This window comes from Slackia equolifaciens (assembly GCF_003725995.1).
Classification (GTDB): domain Bacteria; phylum Actinomycetota; class Coriobacteriia; order Coriobacteriales; family Eggerthellaceae; genus Slackia; species Slackia equolifaciens.
The window spans coordinates 1-12,628 of the sequence record NZ_QIBX01000031.1; the positions used below are offsets into that span (position 1 = coordinate 1).

10 protein-coding genes are annotated in these 12,628 nt (G+C 60.5%); 8 read left to right on the forward strand and 2 right to left on the reverse strand.

The annotated features are described in order from the left end of the window. The first annotated feature begins 960 nt into the window (after positions 1-960). Both DMP06_RS11015 and DMP06_RS11020 read left to right on the forward strand, forming a co-directional pair. Positions 961-2,478 (forward strand): IMP dehydrogenase, encoded by a 1,518-nt coding sequence (locus DMP06_RS11015; RefSeq protein WP_123209782.1) that lies wholly within the window; start codon positions 961-963, stop codon positions 2,476-2,478. Positions 2,479-2,654: 176 nt separating this feature from the next. After that, complete coding sequence (locus DMP06_RS11020; protein WP_181443055.1) at positions 2,655-3,755, forward strand: peptidase; 1,101 nt, start codon at positions 2,655-2,657, stop codon at positions 3,753-3,755. Positions 3,756-3,809: 54 nt separating this feature from the next. Here the strand turns inward: DMP06_RS11020 and DMP06_RS11025 are convergent, their stop codons facing one another. Together DMP06_RS11025 and DMP06_RS11030 are read right to left on the reverse strand one after the other, a co-directional pair. Continuing rightward, positions 3,810-4,748, reverse strand: coding sequence for a DUF1848 domain-containing protein (locus DMP06_RS11025; RefSeq protein ID WP_123209783.1), 939 nt, complete (start codon positions 4,746-4,748; stop codon positions 3,810-3,812). A gap of 192 nt (positions 4,749-4,940) precedes the next feature. Further along, positions 4,941-5,345, reverse strand: a complete 405-nt coding sequence (locus DMP06_RS11030; RefSeq protein ID WP_148042533.1) for a hypothetical protein — start codon at positions 5,343-5,345, stop codon at positions 4,941-4,943. Positions 5,346-5,902: 557 nt separating this feature from the next. On the opposite strand from DMP06_RS11030, the gene leuS reads away from it, so the two are divergent. From leuS to DMP06_RS11060, 6 genes are all read left to right on the forward strand, one after another. Continuing rightward, a complete protein-coding gene (gene leuS, locus DMP06_RS11035; protein ID WP_123209785.1) occupies positions 5,903-8,479 on the forward strand; it encodes a leucine--tRNA ligase in 2,577 nt (858 codons plus the stop codon). Between the two features lie 215 nt (positions 8,480-8,694). Then, complete coding sequence (locus tag DMP06_RS11040; RefSeq protein ID WP_123209786.1) at positions 8,695-9,573, forward strand: AzlC family ABC transporter permease; 879 nt, start codon at positions 8,695-8,697, stop codon at positions 9,571-9,573. Next, on the forward strand, positions 9,560-9,889 hold the full coding sequence (locus DMP06_RS11045) for an AzlD domain-containing protein (RefSeq protein WP_123209787.1): 330 nt from the start codon (positions 9,560-9,562) through the stop codon (positions 9,887-9,889). Before DMP06_RS11040 ends, DMP06_RS11045 begins: the two co-directional genes overlap by 14 nt. 232 nt (positions 9,890-10,121) lie before the next feature. Further along, entirely contained in the window at positions 10,122-10,763 is a 642-nt protein-coding gene (locus DMP06_RS11050; protein ID WP_181443056.1) for a SanA/YdcF family protein, read from the forward strand. 300 nt (positions 10,764-11,063) lie between these two features. After that, the gene (locus DMP06_RS11055; RefSeq protein WP_380783914.1) at positions 11,064-11,924 is read left to right on the forward strand and encodes a transporter substrate-binding domain-containing protein; all 861 of its coding nucleotides are present in this window, start codon (positions 11,064-11,066) and stop codon (positions 11,922-11,924) included. 295 nt (positions 11,925-12,219) lie between these two features. After that, positions 12,220-12,564, forward strand: a complete 345-nt coding sequence (locus DMP06_RS11060; RefSeq protein WP_245962503.1) for an ABC transporter permease subunit — start codon at positions 12,220-12,222, stop codon at positions 12,562-12,564. The last annotated feature ends 64 nt before the right edge of the window (positions 12,565-12,628 follow it).

The following is a 12,628-nucleotide window of genomic DNA, read 5'->3' on the forward strand; positions in this document are numbered from 1 at the left end:
CTCTCGACGGTCCTCCCGGCGCTGCCGAGCTCGTCGTAGAGCTCGAGCGCCGCCCTCTTCTGCTCCTCGGAAAACATCCGGGCTCCTTCCCGCCCACCCCGCCTTCCAGGATTTCTGCCGCACCCCCTACGAACGTCGGAATGGGTTACATACTCGGGAAAACTGGCGGAAATCCTGTTTTGACATGCGTATCTGGGTTACATACTCGGGAAAACTGGCAGAGTTTACGAAATACGGCGAATACGGCGTCTTCTAGGTTGCGTATTCGATTGTTGTTGCCGTGCTCGGCATTGCTTGGCCATTCGACCTTATCTCATTCCCATTTCTCGTCCAGCCTTACCGTCAGGATTCATGTGTCATGTTCGGTCTGATGCTTAGCTTGCTGATGGTTGGGTTTGGCACGTCCTCGCCTTGCGTCGAGCTCGTCGAAGGCTTGCGCTGGGCATGTCTTTGGCTCGTGCGGGTACGCTGATGGCTTGCGTTTGGCGCGTTGCCAGTATAGGCCTGGCTCACTGGTGGGTGGGTTTGGCTTGCAAGCATAGGTCCGGCTCGTCGGTGGTTGGATCTGGCTTGCGGTCTGGCTCGCCGGCGGTTGAGTTTGGAGTGTTGGCTTTTAATCCTGCGCGTCGGCGGTTTAGATTCGGTGCCTTGGCGGCATGGGCCGGTGCTTTGGCGACATGGGCCGGTGCTTTGGCAACATGGGCCGGTGCCTTGGCGGCATGGGCCGGTGCGTTGACGGTTTGAGGGACGCAAAATGCCAGACGCCAATTGCCAAATGCTACGCATGGTGCTTGTTCACTCCATCAGGCTAAAGTTATGGCGAATGTGTGCCGCGAGGTTGCCTCCGACCTCAGTTTTTCAGTGGCAAGCTGGTCGCGCTTGCGAGTGGCGATTATAATAATCGGATTATGTATGCAGGCCGCACGAGCAATCAGCCCGTCAACACGAAGGAGTAGCCACATGGCGTTTTACTACGAAGAGCCTTCCCGCACCTTCAATGAATACCTCTTGGTTCCCGGCCACACGCCGGCCAGCTGTATTCCTGCCAAGGTCAGCTTGAAAACGCCGCTGGTGCGCTACCGCAAGGGCGAGGAGGAGTGCCCCATCTCGCTGAATGTGCCCATGGTGTCTGCCATTATGGCTGCCGTGTCTGACGATCGCATGGCTGTGGCCCTTGCCACTGAGGGTGGCATGTCGTTCATCTATGGCAATCAGTCCATCGAGGATGAGGCCGCCATGGTGGCGCGCGCGAAATCTTATAAGGCTGGTTTTGTGGTAAGCGACGCCACGCTTTCGCCCGATATGACGCTTGAGCAGGTGCTCGAGCTCAAGGAGAAGACGGGTCACTCCACTATGCCCGTCACTGCCGGCGCGAGCGCCACGGGCAAGCTTCTGGGCATGGTGACCGAGCGCGACTATCGTCTGTCCCGCATGCCGCTCGACCTCAAGGTATCCGAATTCATGACCCCGCGCGAGAAGCTGATTACCGCTCCCGCCGACACCACGCTCTCTGAGGCCAACGACATCATCTGGGAGCACAAGCTCAACAGCCTGCCGCTGGTTGACGCCAATGATTGCCTTGCTTACCTGGTATTCCGCAAGGATTATGATTCACATAAGGAAAACCCCTTGGAGATGCTCGACCACGAAAAGCGTTACATGGTGGGTGCGGGCATCAACTCCCGTGATTACGCCGAGCGCGTCCCCGCTTTGGTGGAGGCGGGCGTTGATGTGCTCTGCATCGACTCCTCGGAGGGCTTTTCCGATTGGCAGAAGATGACCATCGAGTGGGTGCGTGAGCGCTACGGCGATTCCGTCAAGATTGGCGCGGGCAATGTGGTCGATCGCGACGGCTTCCGCTTCCTGGCCGAGGCTGGCGCCGACTTCGTGAAGGTGGGCATCGGCGGCGGTTCCATCTGCATCACGCGTGAGACCAAGGGCATCGGCCGCGGTCAGGCTACGGCCACCATCGAGGTCGCCAAGGCGCGCGACGAGTACTTTGAGGAGACGGGCATTTATGTACCTATCTGCTCCGACGGCGGCATCGTGTACGACCATCACATCTCGCTTGCGCTTGCCATGGGCGCCGACTTCGTGATGTTGGGTCGCTACTTCGCCCGCTTCGACGAGAGCCCTTCGGCCAAGGTGCTGGTCAACGGCAACTACATGAAAGAGTATTGGGGCGAGGGTTCCGCGCGCGCCCGCAACTGGGGCCGTTACGACCTGGGCGGCAAGAAGAGCCTGTCGTTTGAGGAAGGCGTGGATTCCTACGTGCCCTACGCTGGCAGCCTGAAGGACAACATGGCGGTCACGCTGCTCAAGATCAAGTCCACCATGTGCAACTGCGGCGCGCTCACTATTCCTGAGTTCCGCGACAAGGCTAAACTCACGCTGGTGTCTTCCACCTCTATTGTCGAGGGCGGCGCGCATGACGTGCTGCTGAAGGACAAGACTCCTTACGTGGGCAGCGCTCGATAGGCGTATTTGTCGAGCCGGCACCTCAGACGTGCCGGCTCGTTGGTTGTCTTGGTGCCATGCCGAGGCCTGGATCTGTAGTCGAGGGAAAGTAGTTCACCATCGAAGCTCTGAAAAACATACATACGTTGCCGCTGGCGCAAAAGCTTGGAGCATGCGCGCTGGCTGCGATGCTTTGCATGCCCGTTGCGGCGGCGCACCCCGCGTTCGCCGACGAAGTGAGCGATGCCAAGGCGGCGCTCGACCAGGCGGAGGAGCGCATGGCGCAGATCGCCGAGGAGCACGCCCAGCTTGAGGCTCAGGTAGAAGAGCTCCAGGAACAGATTGATGACGCTACGCAGGGCGTTATGGATGCTCAGGCCGCTATGCAAGAGGGTCGTGCGCATCTGGGCGAGATGCTTTCGTACGAGTACAAGACCGGCGGCATCTCGTTGCTCGAGGTTATTCTGGGGTCGCAGAACCTGGATGACCTGATTGATAACTTGCAGTATGTGGAATCGGTCCAGGCGGCTCAAGCGCAGGCTATCGAGGAGCAGAAGGTCCTTGAGCAGCAGTTCACCGATTCGCTGAACGACCTCAATGCTAAGAAAGATTCCCAGATGGAGGCGCTCGACGAGGCCAGTCAGAAAAGCGAGGAGGCTGCCCAGGTAGTGGAAAGCGCCCAGGCCCAGCTCTCTAAGGCCGAGGATGAAGCCGCCAAGCGCGAGGCGGAGCGGCTGGCGGCGCTGCAAAAGCAGGCCGAGGAGCTCAAGGCTCAGCAGGAAGCTGCGGCGGCTGCCCAAGAGACGCCTGCGGCATCTGAGTCGGATTCTCAGGGTGATGGCGCGCAGGGTTCGGATGAGGGTTCGAACGAAGGCGGTTCCACGGGCGGCAACTCTGGCGGTAGCTCGTCGGGTGGCGCATCGGGCGGCAGCGGCGGCTCGAGCGGTTCCGGCGGCGAAGCGACCGATCCTGGCTCCGGCTGGCAAACAGGTGTGGCGTCTGCCTACGGCTCCAAGAGCGACGGCACGTTGGGCGGCACTACGGCTACGGGCGCAATCGTCACCGAGACCTCCATGGGCGTGGCAATTCCCATGTCATGGCCCAACTACCGCTCGTATCTGGGGCGCAGCGTTGAGATTTCATACGGCGGCGTGACCGTGATTGCCGTGGTGAACGACTGCGGTGGCATGGGCGGCGGCTCCCGTTCGCTGGACCTGCAGCCGGGCGTGTGGAAGGCTTTCGGCGCCAGCTCCTGTTACGACTGGGGCTTGCGCACCGTGAGCTACAGGTTCCTGTAGGGCAAACGCTATGACATATGACATGAAAACGCCGGTTCGAGCCGGCGTTTTTTTCTATCCGAATAACCTCATCTGACACTCCTTTTCCAGAAAAGACCTCTGCGTGCTTTGCGTGATCACATCGTCGGGGCCAACGTGACCCAGTAGTAGGGGAGAAGCCGGGTCGTGCAGTTTGAAGTTCTCCGCTGCCTTGCGTGGGTCTTTGTTGGCGTAGCAGTATTTGCAGCCGTTGGGACAGGAGTCGTAGGCGCCTATATCGCGGGCCTCCACGCAGTGGCATCCATGCCGCATGCCCTTATGCTTGAGGTCGCGGAACTTCACGCCGTTCGCCTGGCCCAGCACATCGAGCGTCATACATCCCGACGGGTGAATCCCGTAGCGCGAGAAATCGCCGTTGGTACCGCAGGTTTGCAGGTGGAGGCCGTATCGGGCGGCGATTTCGCCGAATCCGCGCGCCAACTCTTCGATGTGCTCCTCGGTGAGCATCACCAGCTCGGGCATATTGAATTTGACCTTCTCATATATTTCGACGAAGCTGAAAATACAGCGATCCACATGCGGCGTCAGCCGTGCTGCCATGTAATCGAACGTTTTCAGATGTCGCTCAACTGTGTACGCTTTTGTGAGCAACACGGGATCGTAGCGCCAGGCCACGCGTTGCTTGCCCGCGATAGCCGAAAGCTCCTTCAAAGTTTGGATGCTTTCCGCGATTGGGGGCACTCCTGGCTCCACGTCACGCCCATAAGCGGTGATGGTGTAATAGCAATACGAGTGGAACCTATCGGTTATCTCGTGCAGCCGCGGCAGAATGGGGCGGTAGTTCTTCGAACAGAACACCACGCAATCAACCACGTCGGGCGAAAGTTCCAGACGAGAAACCTTGTGCGGGAACAAGGGATTGCGCGAAAGCGCATAGCCTTCCTCAAAGCGCCGCAATAGCCACTCGCTGTAGTACTGGGCAGTATCGGTTCGTCCTCCGGTGTTGATGATCATGCGTAATCTCCTCGTTTCAGCTGCGCGCCGTTTTCCGAGTTCACTGCCTGCGCGCGAGCGTTGCGCATGCGCCAACACCGCGCAGTGGAGCCTGGCACATCATCCGCCCTGAGGCGCCACGCATGAAGTATAGCATACAAGCGAACAAATGTTCTTTATTTCGGAAGTTTACCGTGCGCATTCGCGCGCAAGCTACCATCCCAGCACTTCTCGTGCGGCGGCGCGAACGTTTTCATGCTCGTTTTCGGCGAGATCCTCCAACACGACGTCGGTCGTATGCTCATTGCGCGCGACGAGCGCCTGTACACTGGGGTAGGGGCACTGCGCAAGCGCCTCAAGCACGCTTTCGGATCGTTCACTTTGGGCCATCTTCTCGCCATAGGCACGGATGGCGTCATGCCCGTCGCGAGCCACGATCACTTTGCGATGCGGTGCCGGCAGCGCAGGGTTGAGGGCAACGCGCAGGCGTACTTCTTGATTGGAGTCGTGTGCAAGCAGCGTGAGGTACTCAAGCTCCTCCGCCCCGCACGTGCTTGCCAGCGCGCATCGTCCGGCAACGCTAAGATTGGTCAGGGGAGCGTGTTCGAGGGGTTCCATGTACGCGTCGACCTCCAGGTTCATCAATGGCGAGCTCCTTAAGTATACATTCTTCCTTTCCGGTCATTTTGTCATTGGCTGTTGCGTTTGCCGGGTTTGTGCTGGGCGGGGTGGAATCTGTTAAGGTCAAGGCGGGAATTCGAGCTTTGCCTTGCCCGTCGCCGTTCAATGACGGGCCGGGTGTTTCAAAACGAAGCCCCGAGAGATTGATCTTTGGCGGCATATTCGTATCAGGTCCAGTTCCTATAGAAAAGCATCGTGGAGAAAGATTTGATACGTGGCTCTGATTGTTGGCTGCGCGGCATGCGCCTCCGCTTCCCGCGTTAATTCCGCGTAACGCATGCGTTGGCTTTCTCAAATCGCCAAACTCGCCGTATAATACGTAAATTCGCGTTTGAACAGCATCCGCCTTTAGCAAAGTCAGGGCGTCACTGGCGAGTGCAGGAGGCTTGAAGGTTCCGCTGCGCCTGATAGGAGCGACCTTATCGGTCGTGACTGAAGGCGCAGCGGGTTCTGAAAGTCTCCTGTGCCGCCAGGGGCGGCCGTCAGGAGGAGAGATGAAAGAGTACAACCCCCACGAGATTGAGCCGCGCTGGCAGAAGGTTTGGGAAGAAACCGAGCAGTACAAGATGGAGGGCGATGCATCCAAGCCCAAGAAGTACGTGCTGGAAATGTTCCCGTATCCCTCGGGCGACCCGCACATGGGCCACGCGCGCAACTACTCCATCGGCGACGTGATCGCCCGCTACAACAAGATGCGCGGCTTCGACGTGCTCCATCCCATGGGTTGGGACGCGTTCGGCCTGCCCGCCGAAAACGCCGCCATCAAACACAACGGCCACCCCGCCACCTGGACCTACGGCAACATCGAGACCCAGCGCAGCGTCTTCAAGCGCATGGGCCTGTCGTACGACTGGGACCGCACGGTGCGCACCTGCGACAAGGAATACTACCGCTGGGGCCAGTGGATCTTCCTCAAGATGTGGGAGATGGGCCTGGTGGAGCGCCGCAGCAACCCCGTGAACTGGTGCGAATCGTGCCACACGGTGCTCGCCAACGAGCAGGTGACCGAGGGCGTGTGCTGGCGCTGCGGCAATCCGGTCGAGCGCCGCGAGCTGGAGCAGTGGTACTTCAAGATCACCGATTACGCCCAGGAACTGCTGGACGACCTGGACAAGCTGGAGGGCTGGCCCGAGCGCGTCAAGCAGATGCAGGCCAACTGGATCGGCCGCTCCGAGGGCGCCGAGGTTGACTTCGTGCTGTGCGACAAAGACGGCAACGCGCCCGCCAATCCCACGCAAGACGACATCATCACCGTGTTCACCACGCGTGCCGACACGCTGTTCGGTTGCAGCTTCTTCGTGCTGGCACCCGAGTACAAGGGCCTCAAAGAGCTGGTGGCCGGCTCTGAGCAGGAAGCCGCCGTGCTGGACCTCATCGCCGCGTCCGAAAAGGTGAGCGCCGTGGAGCGCGCCCAGGGCGATCGCGAAAAGCACGGCGTGTTCACCGGCCGCTATGTGATCAACCCCATCAACGGTCAGAAGGTGCCCGTGTGGGTGGCCGACTACGTTGTGGCCGACTACGGCACCGGCGCCGTCATGGCCGTGCCCTGCGGCGACCAGCGCGACTTCGAGTTCGCGCGCAAGTACGACCTGCCCATCGTGCCCATCATCCTCATGGAGGACGAGATCGCGGCCATGGTCGAGGAATCCGGCAAGACGCGCGACGAGGTGATTGCCCAGTTCAGCGCGCAGACCGTGGATTGGGCTGAGGCGCACGCCGCCGAGGGCACGCTCGTGCAGTCCGGCAAGTACACCGGCATGACGGGTGGCAAGCACTCCGCGGGCGAGGAGGCAATCGTGGCCGACCTGGAGGCCGCCGGCACCGGCCGCCGCAAGGTGGAGTTCCGCCTGCGCGACTGGCTAATCTCGCGCCAGCGCTACTGGGGCAACCCCATCCCTGCCATCTACTGCGACGATTGCGGCATCGTGCCCGTGCCTTACGAGGATCTGCCGGTCGAGCTGCCTATGGAGCTGGACATCACCAAGGGCGAGCAGCTGGCCGACCACGCGGAATTCGTGGAGTGCACCTGCCCCAGGTGCGGCAAGCCGGCGCGCCGCGAGACCGACACCATGGACACGTTCACCTGCTCGAGCTGGTACTACCTGCGCTACTGCGATCCGCACAACGACCAGGCGCCGTTCGACCGCGAGCTGGTGAACCGCTATATGCCGGTGGACCAGTACATCGGCGGTATCGAGCACGCCATTCTGCACCTGCTGTACTCGCGTTTCTTCACCAAGGTGCTGCGCGACGCGGGCATGCTGGACTTCGACGAGCCGTTCACCAACCTGCTGTGCCAGGGCATGGTGAAAGACGAGCACGGCGAGACCATGTCCAAGTCCAAGGGCAACGTGGTGTCGCCCGTGAAGATGATGGATGCCTACGGCGCCGATGCCGTGCGCACCTACATCCTGTTCATGGCGCCGCCCGATAAGGATCTGGATTGGAACGAGGCCGGCCTGGGCGGCATCTACCGCTTCCTCAACCGCGTGTGGCGCATCGTGTACGACTTGATGGGTCAGGCCGGCGAGGAAACGCTGTACCAGCCGGGCTCCGAAGGCCAGGCGGCGGAAGCCGCCAAGGTGCTGCTGCGCGAGCGCCATCGTGTGGTGGGCAAGGCGACCGACGACTTCGAGCGCAACAACTTCAACACCGCCATTTCGGCGATGATGGAGCTGGCCAATGCTGCGGGCGACTACCTGCGCAAGGCCGCGCCCGACGCGCGCGACGCCGAGCTGGGTCGCGATGTGGCCGAGACGCTGGTGAAGCTGCTCTCGCCCATGGCCGCGCACATGACCGAAGAGCTGTGGCACACCGTGCTGGGCTACGAGGACAGCGTGCATGAGCAGGCATGGCCCGAGTTCGACCCCGAGAAGGCTAAGGCCGACGAGGTCGAGCTGGCCGTGCAGATCAACGGCAAAGTGAAAGCGCGCATCACCGTGGCCGCTGATGCCGCCGAGGATGCGATCATCGAGACCGCTCTCGAGGCCGCCGCGAATGCGATCGGCGACAAGACCGTGGTCAAGAAGATTGTAATTCCTGGTCGTCTGGTCAATATCGTGGTCAAGTAAATTAGTTCCGGCGGCCTACGGCCGTCGGAACTACTCAATGAGACGCTGAGAAGGCGCTTGCGCCGTTGCAAGCCGCTCTCGCACCGAACCTTCGCGCGTTCTCGCAGGCTAGCGTACGAAGTACGCGTCGCCTCCGGGAACCCACGAATCTCCGGCACGAGAGCGGCTTTCGCTGTTTCGTTCCGTGTCTCTAGGTTTTGAAGGAAGGGGGGCGCATGTTCGATTCGTCTTCGCCTGAGGCGCGGGGGCTTTCGATGGCGCAGGTCAAAGCCGTAGTGCGGGCCGACGCCGCCGTGGCCATCGGGTATGTGATCGTGGGCATCCCATTCGGCATGATCGGGGCCAGCCTCGGGTTCGAGCCGCTTCAGGTGTTCATGCTGTCGTTCTTCTTCCTATCGGGTGCCGGCCAGGCTATGATGCAGAACATGCTCATGGCGGGCTTCGCCATGCCTACGGTGCTCGCCAGCGTGATGCTGGTGTCATCGAGGCACATCTTGTACAGCGCCGCCATGGCGCCATATGCGCGCGGCATGAGGTTCCTCCGTCGGTTCGCGTTCGCGTGGAACCTGACCGACGAGGGATTCGGCGTGAACATGGACCGCCTTTCTTCCGGGGAGCGCTGGACCGCGAACCAGATAATCGCCGTGAACACCGTGAACCAGGTGCTGTGGGGCGTGTCCACGTTCGCCGGCGCGGTTCTGGTCAATTTCATCTCGCTGCCTGCCGCTATGGCGAGCTTCGGCGTGACCTGCATCTTCGTATGCATGCTGGTGGGGCAGCTCAAGGGCGCGAGCACGTTTTTGGCCGCGGGTGCCGCCATCCTCGGCGTGTTTGCAGCGAAGCTTGCGGGCCTCGATGGCATCGCTGTGATTTTGGGCGCGATTATCGGTGTTGCTGTCGGTTTCTTTGCTGGCGAAAAGCTGGGCCATGGCGGTGACGGGGAAAGACTTTCTAACGGTGATAATCCTGCCGGCTCTTCGAACCGAATGAACGAAAAGGACGATGTGGCGCCATCGTGCGCGACCGCCTCTGCTTCGTTGACGCCGTCTACCTCGCTTTGCACGGGAGAGGAGGCGCGCGATGCCCTGGCCTGAGTTTCTTCCTCTGTTCGCGTTCATGTGCATCGGCATGTATCTCATGCGCCTCATTCCTATCAGCGTGCTTTCCGACCGCGAGCTTTCGCCGCGCACCAAAACGCTTCTGGGCTATATCCCGCCCGCGTGCTTCGCGGCGCTCGTCGCCAACGACCTGCTTTCTCCCAGCATGTTTTTAAACGGCATCTGGCCTGGCCTTATGCCGCTCATTGCTACAGCCGTGGTGGTGCTGGTGGCCGCCAAGACCAAAAGCATGGTGTGGTGCATCGTCGTGGGCATCGCGATGTACGCGCTTCTGGGGTTTGTGCCGCTCTAGGATTGCACGGTCATGGTTTCGTTCTGGCGTTCCGATGCTCATTCGATGCAGTTGAGATGCTGCGCATGTGGAGGTTGGACGGGCCGGCTTTTTATCGGCCATGCGTAGGCTAGGATGATGCTTCAACTTTTCTTGAAGTTTGTTAAGGCATTTGCGCGCAACAAACCCAAGCGCGTCGGGTGCCAGAGGGCGATTGATCGATGGCGAGGCATCGGAAAGGACGGTCGGCAGCGTGATTCGCGGCATATTCAAAGGCATTGCCAGCGTGCTCTTGCTTGCTGTTCTTGCCCTCGTGGGAATCAACGCGTGGACGGTGCTTTCGGTCAAGCCGCATATCGAGCCTACTCCTGCTGCCGTTGCGGAATCGGGGCAGACGTACGACTGCATCATCGTGCTGGGCGCCAGCGTCTATGCCGACGGCACGCTTTCTCCCATCTTGGAAAACCGCGTCGATGCTGCCATCGAGCTGTACAACCAGGGCGTGGCTCCTATCATCGTCATGTCGGGCGACGGGCGCGCTTCCAACTACGATGAGCCCACCACCATGAAGGAATACGCCATCAACCAGGGCGTTCCTGCCGATGACGTCTACTGCGATCCCGGCGGGTATCACACTTATGACACCATGTGGCGCGTCCATAGCGTGTTCGGGGCGCAGAGCTCGGTGGTGGTCACGCAGGAATATCACCTGTATCGCGCCGTATACGATGCGCGTGGCGTGGGCATGGACGCCATAGGCGCGGTGAGCGACACGGGCACCTATGAGAACCAGCTGTGGTATGACGTGCGCGAATGCGCCGGTCGCGTGCAGGATTTCTTCCAGGTGCTCACGAACGCCGTCCCCGACAATCCTTACGTTGACGTCGAGGTGTAAGTTCGAATTCATGTGTCCGCAGGGGTGATATGCGGATTGCTTTTGACTCAAGTTGGTTTAAGGCGCTCGGTCCTCGTGCTGGGCGCCTTTTGTGTGCGCATCAGCGATCGCAGCATGCCGCCGTCCGCTGGGCGAATCGTGTGCGCATTGCACTCTAGCACGCTGCTGTGCTATACTCTTGCTCGCACACTTTAGTACGCTAAAGTGCCACCAAGGAAAAAGCACGCCGCCCTTCGCGCCAAACGCAATGCGGCGGCCAATGAAATGCTAGAAAATGATTCAAGGAGAGGGATCAATATGCTGAGAAGAAAATTCGTGATGCTGATGGGCACGGCTGCGGTTGCTGCGATGTCGGGCTCCATGCTGGCAGGCTGCTCGGGCGGCGGCGACAACGGCGGCTCTGGCGATGCGGCCGCGAGCGGCGATGCCTCGAGCCAGACCGATCCCTCAACGCTTACTACCTTTATCGTGGGCTTTGACCAGTCCTATCCGCCGTATGGCTTTGTGGGCGATGACGGCGAGTTCACCGGCTTCGATCTGGATCTTGCCGCCGAGGTGTGCAGCCGCAACGGCTGGACGCTGCAGCTTGAAGCCATCGAATGGGACGCCAAGGACACGTTGCTCAACAGCGGCGCCATCACCTGCATTTGGAACGGCTTCACCATGGAAGGCCGCGAGGACGGCTACACCTTCTCCGAGCCCTACATGCTCAACGAGCAGGTTGTGGTCGTGAAGGCCGACAGCGGCATTGCCAGCCTGGACGACCTTGCGGGCAAGACGGTTATCACCCAGGTCGATTCTGCCGCTTTTGACGTGCTCGAAGGCGACAAGGCCGATCTGAAGGCCACCTTTGCCAACCTCGAGACCATCGGCGAATACAACACCGCATTCATGCAGCTTGAGTCCGGCGCGGTTGAGGCCGTTGCGTGCGATCTTTCCATCGCTCAGTATCAGATGAGCGCCAAGCCCGATGTGTACACGCAGCTTGACGAGGCGCTGTCCTCCGAGCACTATGCCGTTGGCTTCAAGCAGGGCGACACCGAGCTGGCCGATACGGTCACCCAAACCCTGAAGGACATGGTTGCCGACGGCACCGTGGAGGAGCTGTGCGACAAGTACGCCGAGTACGGCTTGACCTACGACAACTGGATTCTGGCGTAGCCCAAATGCGTGATTCGTTGCAGATTCGGCGTCCGGTTCGGTTTGGCACGCTTAGCAACGGGGCCTTATGAGCCGCAATCGCGGGAGGAATTTTCCTTCCGCGATTTGCGCGTGTAAGGGTAGAATGACGTTTCGCGCTTTGAGCGCGAGCCAAGACAGGCGATAGGGCTCCGGAGGCAAACGGCTGGCATGCCCTTCGCATAACCGAGCCGGGCGGGCTTCGAGATAATCGTGCGCGATGCGCGTCGTAAAGGGGCGGGCACTGCGCATTCGCATGTTGGAGAAAGGGACGTTCGTGGAAATAACCACCATGCTGACGATGCTGGGAGAGGGATTCCTGGTAACGTTGCAGATCTTCTTCCTGACGCTCATCGGATCGCTTCCGCTGGGCATCGTGGTGGCGCTGGGGCGCATGAGCCGCTTCAAGCCGCTTGCGCTTATCGTGCGCTTCTACATCTCGGTTATGCGCGGCACGCCGCTCATGCTGCAGATGTTTGCCATCTATTTCGCGCCGTATTACGTCTTTGGCATCGAGTTGACCACCGATTCCAAGTTCAACGCCACTATCATCGCGTTTATGGGACTGCGGACGAAAAGTTGGACGCGATTCACGCGTCCGGAAGGGGGTCCGCATGTATGATAGGGACGTGGTGGAGCTTGCGCTGCTCGCCCTGGAGGAGGGCATGACGCACGCCGAGGCCGCC